Source organism: Turicibacter sp. H121 (assembly GCF_001543345.1).
GTDB lineage: Bacteria > Bacillota_I > Bacilli_A > MOL361 > Turicibacteraceae > Turicibacter > Turicibacter bilis.
In genome coordinates this window covers 933,024-955,000 of record NZ_CP013476.1, presented here as the reverse complement: position 1 = coordinate 955,000, position 21,977 = coordinate 933,024, and the positions used below count along the sequence as shown (strand labels likewise).

General features: G+C 39.3%; 18 protein-coding genes, 20 tRNA genes and 2 rRNA genes (1 of these 40 only partly in view). 37 read left to right on the top strand and 3 right to left on the bottom strand.

Translation table 11 applies throughout. The annotated features are described in order from the left end of the window. From AT726_RS04690 to AT726_RS04585, 22 genes are all read left to right on the top strand, one after another. Positions 1 to 1,397, top strand: a 23S ribosomal RNA gene (locus tag AT726_RS04690) (it extends 1,494 nt beyond the left edge of the window). Positions 1,398 to 1,449: 52 nt separating this feature from the next. Beyond that, positions 1,450 to 1,558: ribosomal RNA gene (rrf, locus tag AT726_RS04685) — 5S ribosomal RNA — on the top strand. Positions 1,559 to 1,570: 12 nt separating this feature from the next. Beyond that, positions 1,571 to 1,647, top strand: a tRNA-Asn gene (locus AT726_RS04680). A 13-nt stretch (positions 1,648 to 1,660) separates the two neighbouring features. Beyond that, a tRNA-Glu gene (locus AT726_RS04675) sits at positions 1,661 to 1,737 on the top strand. Between the two features lie 6 nt (positions 1,738 to 1,743). Continuing rightward, a tRNA-Val gene (locus AT726_RS04670) sits at positions 1,744 to 1,819 on the top strand. A gap of 13 nt (positions 1,820 to 1,832) precedes the next feature. After that, a tRNA-Thr gene (locus tag AT726_RS04665) sits at positions 1,833 to 1,908 on the top strand. A gap of 3 nt (positions 1,909 to 1,911) precedes the next feature. Beyond that, positions 1,912 to 1,996: transfer RNA gene (locus AT726_RS04660), tRNA-Tyr, on the top strand. A 9-nt stretch (positions 1,997 to 2,005) separates the two neighbouring features. Then, positions 2,006 to 2,080, top strand: a tRNA-Gln gene (locus AT726_RS04655). Between the two features lie 5 nt (positions 2,081 to 2,085). Further along, a tRNA-Lys gene (locus AT726_RS04650) sits at positions 2,086 to 2,161 on the top strand. Positions 2,162 to 2,200: 39 nt separating this feature from the next. Continuing rightward, positions 2,201 to 2,289: transfer RNA gene (locus AT726_RS04645), tRNA-Leu, on the top strand. Positions 2,290 to 2,297: 8 nt separating this feature from the next. Then, positions 2,298 to 2,374 (top strand) — tRNA-Arg (locus tag AT726_RS04640). An 8-nt stretch (positions 2,375 to 2,382) separates the two neighbouring features. Continuing rightward, a tRNA-Pro gene (locus tag AT726_RS04635) sits at positions 2,383 to 2,459 on the top strand. A gap of 16 nt (positions 2,460 to 2,475) precedes the next feature. Then, positions 2,476 to 2,551, top strand: a tRNA-Ala gene (locus AT726_RS04630). 27 nt (positions 2,552 to 2,578) lie between these two features. Then, positions 2,579 to 2,655: transfer RNA gene (locus AT726_RS04625), tRNA-Met, on the top strand. 10 nt (positions 2,656 to 2,665) lie between these two features. Beyond that, positions 2,666 to 2,742 (top strand) — tRNA-Ile (locus AT726_RS04620). A gap of 20 nt (positions 2,743 to 2,762) precedes the next feature. Then, positions 2,763 to 2,855 (top strand) — tRNA-Ser (locus tag AT726_RS04615). A gap of 21 nt (positions 2,856 to 2,876) precedes the next feature. Beyond that, a tRNA-Met gene (locus tag AT726_RS04610) sits at positions 2,877 to 2,952 on the top strand. Positions 2,953 to 2,955: 3 nt separating this feature from the next. Beyond that, positions 2,956 to 3,031: transfer RNA gene (locus tag AT726_RS04605), tRNA-Asp, on the top strand. A gap of 10 nt (positions 3,032 to 3,041) precedes the next feature. Then, a tRNA-Phe gene (locus AT726_RS04600) sits at positions 3,042 to 3,117 on the top strand. 6 nt (positions 3,118 to 3,123) lie between these two features. Continuing rightward, positions 3,124 to 3,199: transfer RNA gene (locus AT726_RS04595), tRNA-Val, on the top strand. A 6-nt stretch (positions 3,200 to 3,205) separates the two neighbouring features. Continuing rightward, a tRNA-Lys gene (locus tag AT726_RS04590) sits at positions 3,206 to 3,281 on the top strand. An 8-nt stretch (positions 3,282 to 3,289) separates the two neighbouring features. After that, positions 3,290 to 3,373, top strand: a tRNA-Leu gene (locus AT726_RS04585). A 216-nt stretch (positions 3,374 to 3,589) separates the two neighbouring features. Here the strand turns inward: AT726_RS04585 and AT726_RS04580 are convergent. Next, positions 3,590 to 4,885, bottom strand: a complete 1,296-nt coding sequence (locus AT726_RS04580) for an ISL3 family transposase (protein WP_068758944.1) — start codon at positions 4,883 to 4,885, stop codon at positions 3,590 to 3,592. 944 nt (positions 4,886 to 5,829) lie between these two features. On the opposite strand from AT726_RS04580, the gene ahpC reads away from it, so the two are divergent. Next, positions 5,830 to 6,393: an alkyl hydroperoxide reductase subunit C gene (gene ahpC / locus AT726_RS04575; RefSeq protein WP_055275244.1), complete on the top strand. Its 564-nt coding sequence runs from the start codon at positions 5,830 to 5,832 to the stop codon at positions 6,391 to 6,393. A 44-nt stretch (positions 6,394 to 6,437) separates the two neighbouring features. On the opposite strand, the gene AT726_RS04570 is transcribed toward ahpC, so the two are convergent. Continuing rightward, a complete protein-coding gene (locus AT726_RS04570) occupies positions 6,438 to 8,159 on the bottom strand; it encodes an ABC transporter ATP-binding protein (protein WP_055275242.1) in 1,722 nt (573 codons plus the stop codon). Between the two features lie 159 nt (positions 8,160 to 8,318). Here AT726_RS04570 and AT726_RS04565 point away from each other — a divergent pair, with 159 nt between their 5' ends. From AT726_RS04565 to AT726_RS04540, 6 genes are all read left to right on the top strand, one after another. Next, entirely contained in the window at positions 8,319 to 8,684 is a 366-nt protein-coding gene (locus AT726_RS04565; RefSeq protein ID WP_055275240.1) for a NusG domain II-containing protein, read from the top strand. 47 nt (positions 8,685 to 8,731) lie between these two features. Continuing rightward, positions 8,732 to 9,553, top strand: coding sequence for an energy-coupling factor transporter ATPase (locus AT726_RS04560; protein ID WP_082411189.1), 822 nt, complete (start codon positions 8,732 to 8,734; stop codon positions 9,551 to 9,553). Next, positions 9,529 to 10,386 carry an energy-coupling factor ABC transporter ATP-binding protein gene (locus tag AT726_RS04555; protein WP_068759156.1) on the top strand — a complete coding sequence of 286 codons (858 nt, stop codon included), beginning with the start codon at positions 9,529 to 9,531 and terminating at the stop codon, positions 10,384 to 10,386. The genes AT726_RS04560 and AT726_RS04555 overlap by 25 nt, the downstream gene beginning before the upstream one ends. Before the next feature lie 6 nt (positions 10,387 to 10,392). Beyond that, positions 10,393 to 11,181 (top strand): energy-coupling factor transporter transmembrane component T family protein, encoded by a 789-nt coding sequence (locus AT726_RS04550; RefSeq protein WP_055275312.1) that lies wholly within the window; start codon positions 10,393 to 10,395, stop codon positions 11,179 to 11,181. 11 nt (positions 11,182 to 11,192) lie between these two features. Beyond that, positions 11,193 to 11,960, top strand: coding sequence for a tRNA pseudouridine(38-40) synthase TruA (gene truA / locus AT726_RS04545; RefSeq protein ID WP_055275232.1), 768 nt, complete (start codon positions 11,193 to 11,195; stop codon positions 11,958 to 11,960). Between the two features lie 169 nt (positions 11,961 to 12,129). Then, positions 12,130 to 12,468, top strand: a complete 339-nt coding sequence (locus AT726_RS04540; protein ID WP_055243379.1) for a hypothetical protein — start codon at positions 12,130 to 12,132, stop codon at positions 12,466 to 12,468. A gap of 359 nt (positions 12,469 to 12,827) precedes the next feature. Here AT726_RS04540 and AT726_RS04535 read toward each other — a convergent pair whose 3' ends face one another. Beyond that, positions 12,828 to 13,814, bottom strand: coding sequence for a metal ABC transporter solute-binding protein, Zn/Mn family (locus AT726_RS04535; protein WP_068759155.1), 987 nt, complete (start codon positions 13,812 to 13,814; stop codon positions 12,828 to 12,830). 153 nt (positions 13,815 to 13,967) lie between these two features. On the opposite strand from AT726_RS04535, the gene tmk reads away from it, so the two are divergent. The 8 genes from tmk to alr all read left to right on the top strand — a co-directional run bounded on the left by tmk (position 13,968) and on the right by alr (position 21,902). After that, positions 13,968 to 14,597 (top strand): dTMP kinase, encoded by a 630-nt coding sequence (tmk, locus tag AT726_RS04530; protein ID WP_068759154.1) that lies wholly within the window; start codon positions 13,968 to 13,970, stop codon positions 14,595 to 14,597. Between the two features lie 30 nt (positions 14,598 to 14,627). Beyond that, on the top strand, positions 14,628 to 15,608 hold the full coding sequence (gene holB, locus AT726_RS04525; protein ID WP_055306016.1) for a DNA polymerase III subunit delta': 981 nt from the start codon (positions 14,628 to 14,630) through the stop codon (positions 15,606 to 15,608). A 2-nt stretch (positions 15,609 to 15,610) separates the two neighbouring features. Then, complete coding sequence (locus AT726_RS04520; RefSeq protein WP_068759153.1) at positions 15,611 to 16,471, top strand: PSP1 domain-containing protein; 861 nt, start codon at positions 15,611 to 15,613, stop codon at positions 16,469 to 16,471. 386 nt (positions 16,472 to 16,857) lie between these two features. Continuing rightward, positions 16,858 to 17,634: a tRNA1(Val) (adenine(37)-N6)-methyltransferase gene (locus AT726_RS04515; RefSeq protein WP_237297209.1), complete on the top strand. Its 777-nt coding sequence runs from the start codon at positions 16,858 to 16,860 to the stop codon at positions 17,632 to 17,634. A 63-nt stretch (positions 17,635 to 17,697) separates the two neighbouring features. After that, positions 17,698 to 19,245 carry a cardiolipin synthase gene (cls, locus tag AT726_RS04510; RefSeq protein WP_237297208.1) on the top strand — a complete coding sequence of 516 codons (1,548 nt, stop codon included), beginning with the start codon at positions 17,698 to 17,700 and terminating at the stop codon, positions 19,243 to 19,245. Positions 19,246 to 19,261: 16 nt separating this feature from the next. Continuing rightward, positions 19,262 to 19,849, top strand: a complete 588-nt coding sequence (locus AT726_RS04505; RefSeq protein ID WP_068759152.1) for a zinc dependent phospholipase C family protein — start codon at positions 19,262 to 19,264, stop codon at positions 19,847 to 19,849. A 45-nt stretch (positions 19,850 to 19,894) separates the two neighbouring features. Next, on the top strand, positions 19,895 to 20,749 hold the full coding sequence (gene rsmI, locus AT726_RS04500) for a 16S rRNA (cytidine(1402)-2'-O)-methyltransferase (RefSeq protein WP_055243523.1): 855 nt from the start codon (positions 19,895 to 19,897) through the stop codon (positions 20,747 to 20,749). Between the two features lie 22 nt (positions 20,750 to 20,771). Continuing rightward, positions 20,772 to 21,902 carry an alanine racemase gene (gene alr / locus AT726_RS04495; protein ID WP_068759151.1) on the top strand — a complete coding sequence of 377 codons (1,131 nt, stop codon included), beginning with the start codon at positions 20,772 to 20,774 and terminating at the stop codon, positions 21,900 to 21,902. The last annotated feature ends 75 nt before the right edge of the window (positions 21,903 to 21,977 follow it).

Sequence of the window (21,977 nt, the reverse complement as noted above, 5' to 3'; positions counted from 1 at the left end):
AGCAGTGAGGTGGTCATGTAGGCAAATCCGCATGGCATAACATTGAGCTGTGATGCCGAAGCCGAATGGCGAAGTCAACTGACGTCACGCTTCCAAGAAAAGCTTCTAGGGTTAATTTAATAAGTGCCCGTACCGATAACCGACACAGGTAGGCGAGGAGAGAATCCTAAGATGAGCGAGAGAACTCTTGTTAAGGAACTCGGCAAAATGACCCCGTAACTTCGGGAGAAGGGGTGCTTGTGAAAGCAAGCCGCAGTGAATAGGCCCAGGCGACTGTTTATCAAAAACACAGGTCTCTGCTAAACCGCAAGGTGATGTATAGGGGCTGACGCCTGCCCGGTGCTGGAAGGTTAAGAGGAGAGGTTAGCGCAAGCGAAGCTTTGAATTGAAGCCCCAGTAAACGGCGGCCGTAACTATAACGGTCCTAAGGTAGCGAAATTCCTTGTCGGGTAAGTTCCGACCCGCACGAAAGGCGTAACGATCTGGGCGCTGTCTCAACAAGAGACTCGGTGAAATCATAGTACCTGTGAAGATGCAGGTTACCCGCGACAGGACGGAAAGACCCCGTGGAGCTTTACTGTAGCTTGATATTGAGCACTGGTGGCACATGTACAGGATAGGTAGGAGACGAAGAAACCAGGACGCCAGTCTTGGTGGAGTCGCTGTTGGGATACTACCCTTGTGTCACTGGGGTTCTAACCCGTGGCCCTTATCGGGTCAGGGAACAGTGTCAGGTGGGCAGTTTGACTGGGGCGGTCGCCTCCCAAAGAGTAACGGAGGCGCCCAAAGGTTCCCTCAGAATGGTTGGAAATCATTCGAAGAGTGTAAAGGCAGAAGGGAGCTTGACTGCGAGACCTACAAGTCGAGCAGGGACGAAAGTCGGGCTTAGTGATCCGGCGGTACCGAATGGAAGGGCCGTCGCTCAACGGATAAAAGCTACCCCGGGGATAACAGGCTGATCTCCCCCAAGAGTTCACATCGACGGGGAGGTTTGGCACCTCGATGTCGGCTCATCGCATCCTGGGGCTGTAGTCGGTCCCAAGGGTTGGGCTGTTCGCCCATTAAAGCGGTACGCGAGCTGGGTTCAGAACGTCGTGAGACAGTTCGGTCCCTATCCGTCGTGGGCGTAGGAAATTTGAGAGGAGCTGTCCTTAGTACGAGAGGACCGGGATGGACACACCGCTGGTGTACCAGTTGTTCTGCCAGGAGCATAGCTGGGTAGCTACGTGTGGACGGGATAAACGCTGAAAGCATCTAAGCGTGAAGCCCCCCTCAAGATGAGATTTCCCATTCGAAAGAAGTAAGATCCCTTGAAGACGACGAGGTTGATAGGTCAGGAGTGGAAGTGTGGTGACACATGGAGCGGACTGATACTAATCGATCGAGGACTTAACCAAAGAAACTGAAGAAGATATCTAGTTTTGGAAGATTAACAACATCTTTCAATGGTCTAGTGATGATGGCAAGGAGGGCACACCTGTTCCCATACCGAACACAGAAGTTAAGCTCCTTAGCGCCGAGGGTAGTATGCAAGTGCGAGAGTAGGACGTCGCTGGGCCAAAATAAAACTGCCTCAATAGCTCAGTTGGTTAGAGCACTTGACTGTTAATCAAGGGGTCCTAGGTTCGAGTCCTAGTTGGGGCGCCATTAATTACTTAATGGCCCGTTGGTGAAGCGGTTTAACACACATGCCTTTCACGCATGCATACACGGGTTCGAATCCCGTACGGGTCACCATTAAGTGGAGGATTAGCTCAGCTGGGAGAGCATCTGCCTTACAAGCAGAGGGTCGGCGGTTCGAGCCCGTCATCCTCCACCATAATTAAATAAATGCCGGAATAGCTCAATTGGTAGAGCAACTGACTTGTAATCAGTAGGTTGCGGGTTCAAGTCCTGCTTCCGGCACCAGCTGGTGGGGTAGCGAAGTGGCTAAACGCGGCGGACTGTAAATCCGCTCTCTCCGAGTTCGGCGGTTCGAATCCGTCCCCCACCACCACTTTAATCATGGGCTATAGCCAAGCGGTAAGGCAACGGACTTTGACTCCGTCATGCGCTGGTTCGAATCCAGCTAGCCCAGCCAATGATGTCCTGCTAGCTCAGTTGGTAGAGCATCTGACTTTTAATCAGAGGGTCAGAGGTTCGAGTCCTCTGCAGGACACCATTTTCAAAAAAAAGGCGCGTGCCTTGAAATAAACGAAATGCCTGGGTGGCGGAACTGGTAGACGCACAGGACTTAAAATCCTGCGGGTGGTGACACCCGTGCCGGTTCGATTCCGGCCCTAGGCACCAACTAAATAGCGCCCATAGCTCAATTGGATAGAGCGTTTGACTACGGATCAAAAGGTTAGGGGTTCGACTCCTCTTGGGCGCGCCATAAAAATTCGGGAAGTGGCTCAGCTTGGTAGAGCACCTGGTTTGGGACCAGGGGGTCGCAGGTTCGAATCCTGTCTTCCCGACCATTAAATGAATACCCATGGGGACTTAGCTCAGCTGGGAGAGCGCCTGCCTTGCACGCAGGAGGTCAGGGGTTCGATCCCCCTAGTCTCCACCAATTAAATATTAGCAAATAACAATAAATGGCGGAGTAGCTCAACTGGCTAGAGCGTACGGTTCATACCCGTGAGGTTGGGGGTTCGAGTCCCTCCTCCGCTACCATGAAAGACCCGGACCCTTAGCTCAGTTGGTTAGAGCTATCGGCTCATAACCGATCGGTCGTAGGTTCGAGTCCTACAGGGTCCACCAGTTAGTTTGCATCATGATACGGAGGAATACCCAAGTCCGGCTGAAGGGATCGGTCTTGAAAACCGACAGGGCGTGAAAGCGTCGCGGGGGTTCGAATCCCTCTTCCTCCGCCATATTAAATTTAAATATAACATCGCGGGGTGGAGCAGTTGGTAGCTCGTCGGGCTCATAACCCGAAGGTCGCAGGTTCAAGTCCTGTCCCCGCAACCAAAAGGTCCAGTGGTGTAGCGGTTAACATGCCTGCCTGTCACGCAGGAGATCGCGGGTTCGATTCCCGTCTGGACCGCCATTTTAAAAAAGGCTTGGTAGCTCAGTCGGTAGAGCAAAGGACTGAAAATCCTTGTGTCGGCGGTTCGATTCCGTCCCAAGCCACCATTAAGTGGAGGATTAGCTCAGCTGGGAGAGCATCTGCCTTACAAGCAGAGGGTCGGCGGTTCGAGCCCGTCATCCTCCACCAAAAAAAGTCCTGCTAGCTCAGTTGGTAGAGCATCTGACTTTTAATCAGAGGGTCAGAGGTTCGAGTCCTCTGCAGGACACCATTTTAAATGCGGGTGTGGCGGAATTGGCAGACGCGCTAGATTTAGGCTCTAGTACCTTTGGTGTGCAGGTTCAACTCCTGTCACCCGCACCATTTACTTTAATAAACTTAGGTAAGATTTTTAAAAGTTTTATCTTTTTTTATTTTTAGAGAAAAAATACCATTGCATATTAAAAAAACCAGTTATTTAATAACTGGTTTTTTTAATGGATATTTTCACAGAATGTTGCTAATCAAATTATAAAGGCTCTTTGTCAACTGGTGTGGGTGAAGAAATATTATACCTGTAATCGTGAGGGATTAAGCTGCTCATTGAGCAGTTTGATTCCTTTTATTTTTTTGTTCAAAGGTGTACTTATGGATAATCAAAATTCTAGCTTTGAAATGATAGAAACTACGGTATCCAAAGGCCATGCGTTTAATCACTTTAATCTTGTTATTAATCCCTTCAAGCACTCCATTGGTATAAGATGTTTCAATCGTATTTTTGATATAATCTTGGTAGTTAGTTAATGTTTTTAAAGCTGTTTTCATTTCAGGTGAAAGTAAGTCAGAGGGGTTTTGAATGGCATGATGAAAAGCATCAAAGTTGCGAAGTTTGATGGCCTGTTTGATGGTTTGATAGAAGTCATAAGTGGCTTTTAATTCCGGATCTAAAGCGAGTAAAAAGTCGATGATTTCTTGTTGAGAAATCTGCTTTTTGAAACAGTTAGAATAGAAGTAGTGGGTAGAATGGATATCCTCTTGGGCTTTTAATAAAAGGCGCCAATAATGTTTGAATTTATTGTAGAATTCTTTGTTTTGGTTCATGAAGCGAATACGAGTTTTATTGAGGGCACGAGATAAAAGTTGAACGACGTGGAACTTATCTAAAACAATTTTAGCGTTGGGAAACACCTCTTTAATGAGTGTCATATACGGAGCATACATATCAATAACAACGTGAGTTACACCTTCACGGGCCTCCTTAGAAAATCGCATGAAATAAGGTTTTAAAGTGCTTAGACGACGGTCTTCAACGATATCAATTAACTTCCCATTAGAAGCATCACAAAAAATGAATGACATAGCCCCTTCCGCTGATTTGACCGACTTAAACTCATCAAAACAAAGCACCTTTGGAAGAGAGTTAAAATGAAGGGATTGTTCCTCGTACGATGTATGAATGATCCGATTGACCGTTGAATGGGATACGTTGAGTTCACGGGCAATATCTGACTCGGATTTTTTATGGCTAGCCTCTAGGAAAATGGCTTGTTTAAGGGGATTAGAAAGGTAACAATTAGATTCCACAAGAGAGGTTTTAAGCGTAAAGGTACGATCACAATGACGGCATTTATAGCGTTGCTTTTTTAAATCGAGATAGGTATCAAAGCCAGAGAGTTTCATCATCTTAATACGAGAGGTTTTGAAGCCGTGTTTAATGATTTGTGAGTCAAAGAGATGACCACAGTTGTAACAATGGGTCGGTTGAAAAGAGAGGATACCAGAAATCACCTTAGAGCGGATCCCGTTAATCTGAACATCTTTCATCCAATTTTCTGAAAAAGTAATATTTTTATCTTTTAAATCGAGTAAAGTTAAGATACAATTATTGTGAGACATAAACCCAATCCTTTCGTGTTTTTTTTGGTCAATTACATGGTATAGAATTTGGGACGTGATGTCTCTTTTTTTATACTTATTTTTTATTCCAAATAAAAGAAGTGTGGGAATCACCCACACCAAATATTATAGAACCATTATAAATAATAATGATATAGTTTTAGTTTAGACAAGTCTTATGTAGAAGGTCTTTATTCTAAATATAAGAGATTCTATTGTATGATTTTTAAAAAATAAGACTCTCTTTTATTAATCATCTTCTTGATTTTAGTCTATCCTTTATTGAGGATTTAATCGACCCTTGCTATTCGATTAAATCCTCTTTTTTATTGGTTTAGAAGAGTTAGTTTAAACTTAGAATTTAATTTTTTATTGTTAAAAATGTGGGGTGCTAATTTAAGTAATCTAAATTGTTTATATGAAAAATGTTATGAAAGTTTTGAATGAAAGATATAGATAAAACCATTTTTTGTAAATTATATGATAGAATGATTTTATCTGGTAATTTAATTTCTGACTTTGGATTATAAGTATTAATATGAATCATTTAGCTTGCGAAGTAAAGGTTTTCTACTACTAGGGAATGAAATTGAGATGTAATGGCTTTAAGGTATGGATAGAGTAGAGAGGGGAAGTGAGCGATTAATAAATCAAATTAATTATATATAGGGGGATTTAAAGATTAATAAAGAAGTGTAATGGAAATGATAATGCTGTACTTTTTTAAAGAAATAGGATCGGCACAAATAAGAGAATAAATAGTATATGGTCACATAAATGTGTTGGGAGGAAAATTTCATTTGAAGTATTTCATACAATTGTATTGATTATTTATATTTTAAAAAAGAGAATTTTTTTGAGTTATTTCTGTTGACTTTATCAAGAAATAAATATATAATAACAATATCAGTAATGATTATTATAATCTAAAGGAGGAAATAATAATGTCTTTAATTAACACTCAAGTTAAAGAATTCGCTGTACAAGCGTACCACAATGGAGAATTCAAAGAAGTTACTTCTGAATCAATCAAAGGAAAATGGTCTGTATTTTTCTTCTATCCAGCAGATTTCACATTTGTTTGCCCAACTGAATTAGGTGACTTAGCAGATAACTATGCTAAATTCCAAGAAATGGGATGTGAAGTATACTCAGTATCTACAGATACTCACTTCGTACACAAAGCATGGGCTGATGCTTCTGAAACAATCGGGAAAATCAAATACCCAATGTTAGCTGACCCAACTGGTACTTTAACTCGTAACTTCGAAGTTATGATCGAAGAAGAAGGTTTAGCATTACGTGGAAGTTTTGTTGTAAATCCAGAAGGTGTTATTAAAGCATATGAAATCCATGATAATGGAATCGGACGTAATGCTGAAGAATTATTACGTAAAGTTCAAGCTGCACAATTTGTTGCTGAGCATGGAGATCAAGTTTGTCCAGCTAAATGGCAACCAGGTGCTGAAACTTTAACACCAAGCTTAGACTTAGTAGGGAAATTATAAGATATAATTTATAAATAAAAAGAGAGGATTTTCCTCTCTTTTTATTATAGGTTTTTAAATTGTGATTCGTATAGTTCAGCGTAGTATCCATTGGCTTCGATTAATTCTTTGTGAGATCCACGTTCAGAGATTCCTTGTCGTGTTAAGACTAAAATTTCATCTGCTTTTTTAACTGTGCTTAGGCGATGTGCAATAATAATGGTTGTTCGACCGACTGTCAATTCATCTAGTGCTTCTTGAATTAGCATTTCAGTGATGTTATCTAGCGCTGATGTGGCTTCATCTAAGATTAAGATAGCTGGATTTTTTAAGAAGACGCGTGCAATGGCAATACGTTGTTTTTGACCTCCGGATAGTTTAACGCCGCGTTCACCTACTGTAGTGTCGTATCCGTTTTCGAGGGACATGATGAAATCATGGATGCGTGCTTTTTTAGCGGCGGCGATCATTTGTTCTTCGGTCGCATCTGGGTTTCCATAGAGGATGTTGTCGCGGATGTTTCCGTAGAAGATATAGACGTCTTGTTGCACGTGTCCGATGTTTTTGCGTAATGTGTGTAAGTCATAGTTTTTGATATTGGTATCATCGATGAGTATTTCACCTGATGTGACGTCGTAGAATCTTGGGATTAGTAAAGAGATGGTAGATTTTCCAACACCGGATTCTCCTACGAGGGCGATTTTTTTGCCTGGTTCGATGGTGATGTTGAAGTCGGTAAGGACGTGTTCATCGTTGGCATCGTATTTGAAGTTGACGTGATTGAAGGTGATTTTTCCTTTTGGATTTTCTAATGTAATAGCTTGCGGCTCTGTTTTAATTTTTGGTTCTAGAAGCATAATTTCATAGAAACGTTCAAAGCCTGCCCATCCAGTTTGGAATTGTTGCATGAAGTTGATGAGGCGTTGGATTGGTTTAATCAAGAAGTTAACGTATAGTAGGAATGCTGTGAAGTCTCCTAGTGTAATAGTGCCTTTAGCTACGAGGAGACCACCGATAATCAGAAGAGCCAAGTTTAGGATATCAATTAAAAAGTTGTTTCCACTTTGAAAGACTGACATTTGGAAAAGAGCATTTTTCCACGAGTCAGCGTATTGTTCATTGTTTTCGGTGAATTTTTCATATTCGTATTTTTCATTAGCGAATGATTTTGTTAGACGAATGCCGCCGATGCTACTTTCGATTTGAGCGGTGATTTCTCCCTGGGTTTGTCTTGTTCGACGGAATCCAATCATCATAGCATTGCGTCTCCAGAGAGAGAAGATAATAATTAAGAGAATGATTGGAAAGATTAAGAGGGTAAAGAGGGCATTGATGTTAAATAGGATGATAAAGCTTCCGATGATCATGATAGCAGAGATGAAGATATCTTCTGGACCGTGATGGGCGAGCTCGGTGATGTCACGTAGATCGCCAACAAGGCGTGACATGATGACACCGGTTTTGTTTTCGTCATAGTAGCTGAAGTTTAAGGTTTGGAACTTTTTGAAGAGGTCTTGTCTCATGTCAAATTCCATTCGAGCTCCCATGATGTGCCCCCAGTAGTTGACAATGTGTGAACAAATCAATCGAATGATAAATAGAATTAGTAAGAAGAGGCTGATGTTGATCATGGCACTCACATTACGGTTGGGAATGTAGTCATTCATAAATGTTCTTGTGAATGATGGATAGATTAAATCAATTCCTGCCATGATGAGTGCGGCAGCCATATCGATTAGAAATAGTCCTAAGTGGTTTCGATAATAAGATATAAATTTTTTGAACATAATTTTCACTCCTTTATTTTATTCAGTTTATCAAATATACAAAATTTTTCCAATGTTTTTGTGTGGTTATCGTCGGATTTTCATGACAATTAATTAATAATCTTGTTATAATGTTAGATGTATGAAAATCACCTAGATTAGTTTTGGAGGATGTAGTAGATGAAGCGTTTTGATGTATATATTATTATTGCTGTCGTTGCGATTAGTGGGTTTTTACTTGCGATGTTTGCGATGCAACCAAATGATAATCAAGAAGTTATTATCTCATTAAAAGGGGAAGAATATGCACGTATTGACATGGATGGTCAAGAGCATGTCTTCGAAATTGAGACGCAATTAGGTTATAATAAGATTATTGTGGATAAAGATGGTGTGCATATTGAAGAGGCTGATTGTCCTGATCATGATTGTGTTGAAGTAGGGACAATTAGTAAGGTTGGACAAAGTATTATTTGTGCGCCTCATTATTTAGTGATTGAGATTGTTGGAAGTGCAGATGCTGATTTAGATGGAATGGCTATTTAAGTCGTTATGAATTAAAATATATAGGGTGGTGGAGCTCGGTGTCAGAGATGATTCGATTAGAAAATGTGACGTTTGGTTATGATGAAGGTCAGACGGTTTTAAAAGATTATAGTTTAAAGATTAATCAAGGTGAATTTGTCACGATTTTAGGACATAATGGTTCTGGGAAGTCGACGTTATCAAAGTTATTAGTTGGTTTAATAGAAGCTCAGGCTGGGAAGATTGTTGTAGATGGTCAGCCATTAAATGAAGAAACAGTGTTTGAGATTAGACAAAAAATTGGGATTGTTTTTCAAAATCCTGATAATCAGTTCGTTGGAAGTACTGTGCGCGACGATATTGCATTTGGTCTTGAAAATAAGTGCGTATCGTATGAAGAAATGAACCGCCTGGTCGAGGAGTATGCGACGAAGGTGGGGATGAAGCAGTTTTTAGATCGTGAGCCGCATCATTTAAGTGGTGGTGAGAAGCAACGCGTGGCCATTGCTGGGGTATTAGCTTTAGGTGCTAAAATTATTATTTTAGATGAAGCGACAGCCATGTTAGATCCACAAGGGCGTGAAAATATGATGGAGCTTGTTCATGAATTGGCGCAAGATGAGGATAAGACGATTATTATGATTACGCATCATTTAGATGAGGCAGTGAAGAGTGATCGTATTGTTGTGATGAATGCCGGTCAAATTATTTTAGAAGGAACGCCGAAAGAGGTCTTTGCAGAGAAGGAATTGTTAGAATCAGTGAAGCTAGATGTTCCGTTTGCGGTAAAAGCGTCGTATGATTTAAAGCAAAAAGGGATTTTAAGTGAGATTTGTACAAGTGATGAGGAGTTGATGGGTGAGTTATGCAAATTAAATTTGAATCAGTAAATCATGTTTATAATGCCAATACTCCGATGGAACAGCGTGCACTTTATGATATTAATTTTGAGATTAAAGAAGGACAGTTTTTGTCGGTTGTTGGACATACGGGGTCTGGAAAGTCAACGCTTATTCAGCATATGAATGGGTTATTAAAGCCAAGTAGCGGAAGTATTACGATTGGTGAGAAAGTCATTAAATCAGATGAGAAAAATAAAGGGTTAAAAGAAGTTCGTCAGCATGTTGGATTAGTTTTTCAGTTTCCGGAATATCAATTATTTGAAGAGACGGTTGAGAAGGATATTATGTTTGGACCGATGAACTATGGTGTGTCTGAAGACGAGGCACATCAGCGAGCACGTGATGTCATTCAGATGGTCGGATTAAATGAATCTATTTTAGAGCATTCACCATTTAATTTAAGTGGTGGGCAGATGCGCCGTGTCGCAATTGCAGGTATTTTAGCGATGAATCCAGATGTGTTAGTGTTAGATGAACCAACAGCAGGTCTTGATCCTCAAGGTCAACATGAAATGATGGAAATGTTCAATATATTACATAAGCAGTATGGAAAAACGATTGTGTTAGTGACGCACGATATGAATTTAGTGGCAGAGTATGCTGAGGAAATGATTGTGATGCATCGTGGTGTCATGAAGTTAAAAGGAACACCACAACAAGTGTTCAAAGAAGTTGAAGCGCTAAAAGAGTGTGGAATTACGTTGCCGATTGCCGCACAAAATTATCATCAGTTAGCGAAAAAAGTCGGATTATCTGTGGATAAACTGCCGTTAACGACAGACGAGTTTGTTAGTCAGATTGAAGCTTTAGTAGGGAGGTGATAGTTGGTGAATGGGATTGTTATTGGTCAATACTTACCAGGTCAATCATTTTGGCATCGACTAGATCCACGTGCTAAGCTTGTGGCGACGTCATTATTCGTGGTGGCAAGCTTTTTGATTGATAGTTGGTTATTCATGGGGTTGTTAATTATGGCGGAGTTAGTCGCCATGACGTTAACAAAAATTCCATTGAATTATTTTATGAGAAGTTTAAAACCTGTGTTTTTCTTTGTAATTTTAACGTTTATTTTGCAAATAATTTTTAATAGGCAAGGCCAGGTTATTTTTAGTTTAGGACCCATTGAGATTTATGATGAAGGCTTAAATTTAGGATTCTTTATGAGTATTCGATTAATCATTGTTGTGTTGATTTCAACACTTCTAACGTTGACGACGAAGCCGTCTGATTTAACGTTAGCACTAGAGTCATTATTTAAGCCGTTAAAAAAGGTCGGATTCCCTGTTTCTGAGTTAGCCTTGATGATTTCAATTGCACTGCGATTTATTCCAACGTTATTCGAGGAGACTCAAAAGATTTTAAAGGCGCAGGCGTCACGTGGTGTGGATATTAGTGAAGGAAAATTTAAAGATAAGGTGATGCAACTGATTTCTCTGCTTGTACCTTTATTCATTTTATCCTTCAAACGTGCCGATGAGTTGGCGAATGCGATGGAGGTTCGTGGCTATGTACCGGGGCGTCTGAGAACGAGTATTAATCGTTTAAGTTGGAAAGTATCAGATACGGTGCTTGTTTTAGTTTGTGGGGCTCTATTTATTGGGGCAATTATTTTTTAAGGTGGCGAATTATGAAAAGAATTAAGTGTACGGTGGCGTATGATGGAACGTTATTTAATGGTTATCAGCGTCAGCCAGGACAGCGTACGGTTCAAGGTGAGATTGAGGCAGCATTAGAGAAGATTTGTAAGGTACCGATTACGATTCATAGTTCAGGACGTACGGATACAGGTGTTCATGCATATGGACAGGTGTTTCATTTTGATAGTGAGGTTAATATGGATGGAACGCGTTATGTTAGGGCGCTCAATTCGATGTTACCGGAGGATATTTATGTTTTAGATAGCCATGAGGTTCATCCTGAGTTTCATTCGCGCTATCATGGTAAGATTAAGGAGTATCGCTATAAGTTGTCATTAAATACGTATAATCCGATGAAGCGTCATTATGTGTATTATCATCGTCGCCCATTGGATGTGGCGAAGATGCGTGAGGCGATGACGTATTTATTAGGAACGCATGATTTTACATCGTTTTGTGGGAACTTAGATGAGATCAATAAAGAGCGTACGATTTATCGGGCGGAGTTGCTTGATGAAGAGGGTGAGTTAACATTTATTTTTGTTGGAAATGGATTTTTACGATATATGATTCGTATTATGGTTGGGACGCTCATTCAGGTCGGTGAAGGGCGTAAACAACCAGAAGATATTAAAAAAATCCTTGAAATGAAGGATCGTCGTTTAGCAGGACATACGGCTAAACCACAGGGGCTTTATTTACAGCGTGTCGATTATCCAGAGGAATTATTGAAACCTTTGACGGATATCGAGGAGTAAAATTGATATTTGTCAGATGTTGTCTTTTAAGGTGATGGAGAGGTAAAAAATGAAAATATAATTATAAGGTCTTTGTTTGTTTATCAAAGAGTTTATGTTATAATTTATAGTAGATAGGGTGAAATAAGGGGAGCAACGAGTTATTTGTTGAATTATACAGGAGGCAAATATGGCACTAAAATTCATAAATAAATTATTCAGTCGACAAGATCAACCGACACAAAGCATGATTCAACCTAATGACGCTTTAAATCTTGAGGATCTTTCGAAATATACACAAGTGATTACGAACAAAGAAACTTCAGGGTATAAAGGATTAAAGCGTGCGTTTGATGATAAATTGCCAGTTCAGCTGACAGTGGCTGATGAAAATGGTGAGTCTTTTGTAGTTTCAGGGACAATTTCTCATTATGACGAACATTATGAACAACTTTTAGTTATCACAGATTCAACATTAAAGCGTGTAGTTTTTAGTCAAATTGTTGACGTTAAAATTGAAGAAGAATAGTTTTTATAGAGTAAAGAAAAGAGTCATCGGTTGATGGCTCTTTTTTTGTTATGTACAGATAATAATTAGGAGGAGACATCATCGTTGAAAAAATTCTATAATGGGCATTACAGAGAAAGAGGGCTAACCGATCTTTCTCTCATAAATAAATTTTCTAATGATTTGTCTCCTATTTTTTTTATTACCCATAGCTTCCCTATGCTACGTGACTCAATCTATGATTGAGATCGTAGCTTTTCTCCACACATAGCCCCCCCCTCGCTACGCAGATAAATGTTTCTTTAATAGGTAGGGGAATTTTAAAGTTTGAGTATGATGAACGAATGGGGTAATGATATAGTTTTTAGGGTTTATCTTTCTTAATAGAGTTCACGTTTTAAATGATTGATGTTTTCGTACATGATGCTAAAGTAGTCATCACCGTTTTGGATTTGTTCTTCGGTGAGGGTGGCGAGGGTATAGAGGGGGATGCTTTCTAGGTTAAGACTGTTTTGGATTTGTTCGATGATGCTTGAGTCGATGTTAGGTGCTTGAAAAAGGTAGTATAGGTTTAATGTTAGCGAGGTATTGATGAGCTGCTGAAGGTCTTGTTGTGGAAGTTCGTTTTCATAATAGTCTAGGATGGGGATTTGAATGAGTCCATAACTTTGCCATGTGGAGAACGCGTCATGTGTCGTGATGAAATATTTGTTTGGAGCATCACTTAAGCTTTCGAAGGCTTGATTGAGTGTGAGGAGTTTTTCCTTTAATTGATTGTAATTTGCTTGGAAGATGGCTTCGTATTCTGGTCGAAATGCGGTGAGTTCATTTTTGATGACTTCACACATGATGATAGCATACGATGGATGTAACCAGAGATGGTTATATGCTTTAGACAAGGTTTGTTCTGAGCGACCATCTTTATGTTTTGGGAAGGTTGGGGATTGTCCAGATGATTCTTCGACAGTGAGTGTTCCACTAATGAGGGTTTGTCCTTGTCCAATTTCGGGGGCTGTTTGTTTTTTTACTTCGGCTAACATATTAATTGAAGGAATATGTTGCTCGTCAATAATAGAGGTAAGGTCGAGGGTATAAGGTTCGAGGGTTGGATCGATGTAAAGGACTAAGTCTGATTTTTGAGCAGTGTTTAAGGCGTTTACCGTGAGTTTATAGTTGTGGATATCGGCTTCGTCTTGTACTAGTTGGGTCGTGTTGACGTATTGACCTCCAATTTGCTGGGTAAAATAGGTTAATGGGTAAATGGTTGTGGCTACTTTGAGGGTAGACGTCGTTTTGTTTTCGTTAGTTGTGTGAGTACATCCTAAGGTGATGATGCAAAGTAGGAAAATAAGATATTTTTTCATCATGTTGTTAAAACTCCTTATCGTAGGATGGTTATATTTTTTCCAATGCAATGCTTTTTAATCCATAATGAGGTGGAGATAAATTTCTTTAAAATAGGGGGTATTTGTGAGATAATGTTGTTTGATATTTGATTTTTTGATAAAGGAGTTTAGACGATGAGTGGATTATTTATTACACTAGAAGGCGGAGAAGGTGCCGGAAAGACGACGATTGCGAATGCGGTAATCGATAAGTTATCAACACTTGGAATCGAAACGTTATATACACGTGAACCGGGTGGGATTAAGATTGCTGAGAAAATTCGTGAGGTCATTTTAGATCGTGATCATATGGAGATGGATTGTCGTACGGAAGCTTTACTTTACGCTGCTGCCCGTCGTCAACATTTAGTTGAGAAGGTGAAACCGGCTATGGATGAAGGTCGTATTGTGTTATGCGATCGCTTTGTGGATAGTTCAATTGTGTATCAAGGTTATGCTCGTGGCATTGGGATGGATGAAGTTCGTGAGATTAATCAGTTCGCGATTGAAGGGTTTATGCCGGATTTAACAATCTTTTTTGATATTAAGCCTGAAATTGGGTTAGCTCGTATTGCAGCGAATGATTCTCGTGAGGTAAATCGTTTAGATTTAGAGGGATTAGCCTTCCATGAGTTAGTTTATGAAGGATATAAAAAGCAAGCAAAAATGAATCCAGAGCGTATTGTTTCTGTGGATGCGACAAAGTCTGTTGAGGCATTGACAGATGAGGTTTGTGCATTAATTTTAAGTAAGTTGAATAAATAAGCAAGATGGATTTGAAAGGAGGTGACGCGTGTGCGCGGATGGGAAAAAGTTTCAGATCGCCAGTCTGAGGTGGTTCGATTTTTAGTGAATAGTTATCATAAGAATCGCTTAGTTCATGCGTATATTTTAGAGGGCGCTAAAGGTGTCGGAAAGTTGTTTGTTGCGAAGAATTTTGCTAAAATGTTATTGTGTGAATCAGAGGATAAGATTTGTGGAACGTGTCGAAGTTGTCAGATGATTGAGAATGAGGGACACGTGAATGTTTATGTGATTCGCCCAGAAGGAAATAGTATTAAAAAGGAGCAGATTCAGACGTTGCAATCGGAGTTTTCAAAGATGGCGGCGGAGAATTCGGCGAAGGTTTATATTATTGAAGATGCTGATAAGATGTCGGTGAGTGCAGCGAATAGTTTGTTAAAGTTTTTAGAGGAGCCAATGAAGAATACCTATGCGCTTTTATTAACGGAGAATAAACAGATGTTGTTACCGACGATTCGTTCACGCGCGGTTGTCCTTTCTTTTAAATCGTTACCCCATGAGGAGTTAATTAAGCAGTACTGTGAAGCGGGAGTGAATCAGTATGCGGCGATTGTGGCGTCGTTAACGCAAAATTTAGATGAAGGGATTAAGTTAGCGGAATCGGACCGTTTGGCATCGTTAATTGATTTTGTTTTGAAAACTGAGGATTGTTTTGTAAAGACGAAGTTAGATCCGTCTATTTTGTTCATGCAACATCAGGATCTTTTTAAGGAAAAGGATTCTCAGTTATTATATTTAAAGCTTTTTATGATTTATTATGAGGATGTACTAAGGATGAAGTTAGGTAAGACTGAGCAGCTTGCTTTTAGGTTGTATCCTTCTTCACTTTCCACAAGTGAGCAAGCAAATACGACGACGTCGTGTTTGAATAAGTTGCGTGCGCTTTTGGAGGCGGAGAAGCGTTTGATGGCGAATGCGAATGTGATGCTTTGTTTTGATCAGTTATTCTTAGAGATGAGAGGAGGATTTTAGTCATGCAATATGAAGTAGTAGGGGTTCAGTTTAAGCAGGTTGGGAAGAAGTATTTCTTTGATCCAAATGGGTTTGAGCTTAAAAAAGGCGATTATGTTTTAGTTGAAACGGTTCGCGGGATGGAGTTTGGTACGGTTGTAATTGCTCCGAAGCTGGTTGGTGAGGAAGATGTGTTTTTACCGCTAAAACCTGTGATGCGAATTGCGACGGAAGAGGATATTGAGAAGCATCGTCAAAATAAGGCGGATGAAGCTTATGCAATTGAGGCTTGTGAGCAGTTAATCGTTAAAAATAAGTTAGATATGCAGCTTTTAGGTTGTGAATATACGTTTGATCGTACGAAGTTAATTTTCTATTTTACGGCTGAAGGTCGCGTCGATTTTAGACAGTTAGTTAAGGATTTAGCGTATATGTTCCGTTTACGTATCGAACTTCGTCAAATTGGGGTTCGTGATGCAGCAAAAATGATTGGTGGATTAGGTCCATGTGGACGTGTGTTATGTTGTACATCGTTTTTAGGCGAGTTTGCAACGGTAACGATTAAGATGGCGAAAAATCAACAGTTATCATTAAATCCATCAAAGATTTCGGGGATTTGTGGAAAACTTTTATGTTGTTTAAAATACGAGAATGAGACGTATGTGGAATTAATGAAACGATTACCTGACGTTGGAAACCGCGTGTTAACAGAGTTAGGGGAAGGACGTGTTCGTTCAATTAATATGATTTCTGAAACATTAATGGTCGAGTACAAAGATACAATCCGTAAACATGACGCCTCAGAAATCCTTAAAATCTTAGACCGTAAAGTCAAAAAAGAAGAAATCCAAATCGACCCAGAACTAAAACAATTGATTGATTAAAAAGTTGAGAGTCGTGTTTAGTCTGCTCGTAAAAGTCGTCTAAACTGACATTGACTCTTTAAGAGTCGATAGGCAGTTTAAGACTTTATAGAGAGACTGCGACTCAAATCTGGATTAGGTAGTGCTATCTGTTTTGTAATCTATATTTGCAAGGAATGATTTTTTATTGTAGCATTTGAGTTTTGCCAGGGACAGCTCATTATTGTGAATACTAGTTATTTGTGGTTCATTAGGACTGATGTCACTTAGATTGTGGATAAAGTGTTTATTAAATGATATTGTTTCAAGTTTTTTAATATTTAAAAGTCCTTCACCTATATGAAGGACTTTGTCTTAGAAGTAGAATTTTACCGTAGTTTATATTTTTTCATTGGATGGTGCTTGATGTGTTAGATAAGGAAAAGTTTTTGAAAGAGAATGAGGTTTTGAATGATTTATTAGGTTATGATGGTTTAAAGATTATTCAAAATCCTGAGATGTTTAATTTCTCGTTAGATTCGACGTTGCTTGGTGATTATGCAACATTAAATAAGAATGCGAAGTCGATTGTAGATTTATGTACAGGGAATGCACCGGTTCCTTTATTTTTATCACTTCGTAGTAAAAATGCTCATATTACAGGGGTTGAAATTCAAGAGATGTCTTATGATTTAGCAACACGTAATGTGGCAGTCAATGGTCTGGAAGATCGTATTAAGATTGTTCAGGGTGACTTAAAAGGGATTCATGAGAAGCTTGGAAAGTATGCACATGATGTGGTGACATGTAATCCGCCGTATTTCAAAGTGAATCCAGATAGTAATTTAAATAAAAATGATTATTTAACGATTGCACGTCATGAAGTATTAGCAACACTTGATGATGTCGTGAAGGAAGCGTCATTATTATTAAAGCAAGGTGGACGCTTTGCAATGGTTCACCGTCCAGATCGTTTAATTGATATTATTGAAACCTTTAGAAAATATAAGATTGAACCTAAGCGTATGCGTTTAGTTTATCCGCGTATTAATCGTGAAGCCAATGTGCTTTTAATTGAAGGAATTAAAGGTGGTAATCCAGGAAACCTTCGTATTGAAAATCCACTATTTGTTTATGAAAATGAAAAAAGTTTAAATTATAGTCAGGAAATTTTAGATTTATTCATGCTTGGTAAGAAAGAATAGTCGTCTCGATTAGAGGCGACTTTTTTTACGATTAAATGAATCTTGTTATAAAGAGTTTGCTTCATGGATAGAATAGTTTTAGGTGATAAGATGAAAAGATCGATTGTATTAATAGTACTGGCTATTTTGACGGTGATTGTTTATTTTTCAAGTTTTTATTATTCGTCAGTAATTGATAGTGTAGCAGTTGCGACAGGGAGTTTAATTTATATTGGACTTTCGGTGGCATCCATTTTAGTGTGGCTCCTTATTTTTATTTACTCGGATTCGAAGAATAAATTACCGTGGTTATTTGTCATTGCATTATTTCCGGTGATTGGATTGATTTTGTATATTATGCTTGGAAATGGATTCCGAGAAACGTTCCGTTATCGTCGCCGAATGAAACAGCTTGGATCAGACTATGTGGTACCGGCGAGACATCATGATCATTCGGATGTTGAAACGGAATTGAGCTACGAGGAGTTAAGATTAGTGAAACTAAATAAAATGACGAGTCAAAATGATGTCACCTTTAAGACACAGACGCGTATTTTAACCAATGGTGAGCAAAAGTTTCCGGTTTTATTAGAGGCGATTAAAAATGCAAAAGAGTTTATTTTTTTAGAATATTATATTTTCCACAGTGATGAGATGGGGATGCGTGTCATTGAGGCACTCATTGAGCGTGCGAAGGCAGGCGTTGAGATTCGTGTCTTAATTGATTCGATGGGATCTTCAAAACGAATGTCAAAGGATGCGATTCAGATGATGAAGAGTGCTGGAATTATGTTTGCGGAATTTGATAAGGTATGGATTCCATTTTTATCGAATAAAATGAATCATCGAAATCATCGTAAAATTTTAGTGGTGGATGGAAAGTTGGCGATAACAGGTGGTATTAATATTGGGGATGAATATATTCATCGTTCCGTAAAATTTGGCTTTTGGCGAGATACATCTATTCTCATTGAGGGCGAGGCCGTACATGATTTAGCCGTGATTTTCTCAGGCGACTGGTTTTTTGCAACGGGAGAGAGACTGGAGGATGATCGTTACTATGCGTCTTATCCGAGTGAAGAAGATGGTGGGGTGCAAGTCGTTGATGCTGGACCACAATCAAGTATTGCTCCGATTAAGCAATCGATTTTTCGAATGATTATGGATGCGAATCATAGTATTTACATTATAACCCCATATTTAATCCCTGATTTTGATGTTATAATGGCTTTAAAAAATGCGGCGTTATCTGGAATTGATGTTCGAATCATTGTTCCAGGTCGACCAGATAAGAAGTTTGTTTATTATGCAACTCAATCTTATTTTGAACAACTATTGGCCGTTGGAGTTCGTATTTTTACGTATGATGGGGTGTTCTGTCATGCGAAGGTGATTGTTGTGGACGAGAAGATTGCGACGGTAGGAACGACGAATATGGATATTCGAAGTTTTTATTTAAATTTTGAAGTAAATGTCATGCTGTATCAAACCAAATCGATTGAAGCTTTACTAAATGATTTTAATATTGATTTTTCACGTTCGACTGAGATTATTTATACTGAGTGGCAAAAACGTTCAATTATGGCGAGAACAGCACAGTCACTGGCTCAATTATTTTCAGCAGTCATGTAGAAAGGATGGTGAGATAATGATTGCAAATACGCATCGGATGGTAGGTGAGTTTTTATATCAACAGTTATCACCATCAAATCAAGCCTTTATCCACAAACGACGTTTTGTGTATGGAAATATCAAGCCGGATATTCATCAGAAGTATTTACGGATGAGCCATTATCATCGAGATAATGAAGAAATCATTTTTGATATGCTTCATCGTTTGTTAAATAGTAAAGCGAGTATTCCAGAGTTTTCTGAAAACTTAGGGATTTTAATTCACTTTTTCTGTGATTATGCGTGTATTTATCATGCGAATGATTATTTATATGACAATCATTCGATTGCCAAGCATTTGAAGTACGAAGTGATGTTACATCGTTATGCTGCGAAGAAATTTGCGACACTTGATACGGTGAAAATTATTCCGTTTCGAAGTGTGAATGAAATTCGAGAGTATGTCTATAAGTTAACGCATCGTCTTAATCAGGTACCTATAACTAGAAGTGTAGCACAGGATTTTGAGGACATGGTGGTGCTTTCGGTATCAGTGATGCAATATGTCATCAATCGGTATGAATTTCATAAATTACTGATAAGTCATAACAAAAAAGAAGCCTAAAATCTGTTATAATAGAGGGTATCATTGATAGATGGAGTGACCAAAATGCAGATTCAAAAAAGTTTTAAGCAAGAATTAGCGTGTTTATATTTAGTGGCAACGCCGATTGGAAATTTAGGTGATATGACGCCACGTTGTATAGAAGTTTTAAAGTCAGTGGATTTAATTGCGGCAGAGGATACACGACATACGAAAAAGTTATGTCACGTGTTTGAAATCGAGACACCGTTAACGAGTTATCATGAGCATAACAAGGATTCAAAAGGTGATTATATTATCGAGTTATTAAGCGAAGGGAAAAATATCGCATTAGTAAGTGATGCGGGATTACCTTGTATTTCTGATCCAGGTTATGAAGTGGTCGCTGCGGCGATTGAAGCCGGATATGCTGTGATTCCAGTACCAGGTGCGAATGCAGCGCTATCTGCATTAATTGCTTCAGGTTTAGTGCCACAACCATTTTTATTCTACGGATTCTTAAACCGTGTGAAATCCAAGAAGAAAAAAGAGTTGGAAGATTTAAAATATCAACCGTTCACAACGATTTATTATGAGTCTCCACACCGTATTAAAGAGACGTTACAAGCCATGCTTGAGGTGTTAGGAAATCGTCGTATTGTCATTGCGCGTGAGTTAACAAAGCAGTATGAAGAGTTTGTGCGTGGAAGTATTGAAGAAGTGTTAGAGATCGTAGATGAGTTACGCGGTGAGATGGTTGTCATTGTTGAAGGCTCAACTGAGAAAAAGGAGGAGACTCTTTGGTGGCAAGAGCTTGATGTAGTGGATCATGTTGAGCATTATGTCGGGGAAGGATATAGCACGAATGAAAGTATTAAACGTGTTGCTAAAGAACGTAAGATGGCGAAAAACGAAGTTTATCGTGCATATCATATAAATTAACAAACGGGTAGAGGTGAAGAGTATGCAAGAGTATTATCGTGATACATGGGCAGAGATTGACTTAGATGCGATTACTCATAATGTAAAGCAAATTAAAGACTTACACCCAACGAAGGAAATCTTCGCTGTTGTGAAAGCCAATGGATATGGGCATGGGGATGCCGAAGTTTCAAAAGTTGCGATTGAAGCGGGTGTGAGTTGTTTAGCAGTGAGTGGTCTTGATGAGGCATTACGTCTTCGTAATTCTGGGATTGAGGTGCCAATTTTAGTACTTGGAATGACCCGTCTAAAAGATGTACCACTGGCTGCAGAAAATAATATTTCATTAACAGCTCACGATGAAATGTGGATTGAACATCTTGTTTCATTGCCTCTAACAACGCCTGTTAAAGTACATTTGAAAATTGATAGTGGGATGCACCGTTTAGGGTTGATGACGGAGGAGCAGGTTCAAAAGAATTTTAATAGGCTGAAGACGGCACTGATGGTTGAGGTTGAAGGTGTCTTCACTCATATGGCGACAGCGGATAGTGATAAAGAGTATTTAGGGCATCAGATTGAGACGTTTAAGCGTTTGATTGCCAATTTAGATTTAAGTGATGTGAAGTATGTTCATTTAGAAAATACAGCTACATTACTTCAAAAAGAGTTCGATTTTGATCATGGGATTCGTTTAGGACTTGGTCTTTATGGAATTAATCCAGATAAAGAGTTTATCCCCATTGAGTTTGAATTAAAGCCAGCGCTTAAGTTGTTATCAAATTTAGTTCAAGTAAAAAAAATTAAAAAAGGTGATAAAGTTGGATACGGGGCCACTTATGAAGCGCAAGAAGATGAGTGGATTGGCGTTGTTCCAATTGGTTATGCTGATGGTTGGACACGTTCGCATCAAGGACGACATGTCATCGTTAATGGTTATGAATGTGAAATCATTGGACGTGTGTGCATGGATCAGATGATGATTCGTTTGCCAAAACAATTTCCGATGGGAACAGAGGTTACATTAATTGGAGATGGTATGCCAGTTGAACGCGTTGCTAAAGAAGTAGGAACGATTAGCTATGAAATTTTATGCTTAATCAGTGACCGTGTTCCACGCGTCTATAAACAAGGTGGAAAAATAATCGCCGTGAAGAAGATGCGATTTGAGTAAGCTTCCCTACGTTAAGAAGCGAAGCTCTTAGCTATCTTCTCTACTAGTAGGGTAAAAGAAAGGTGGAGTGTGACG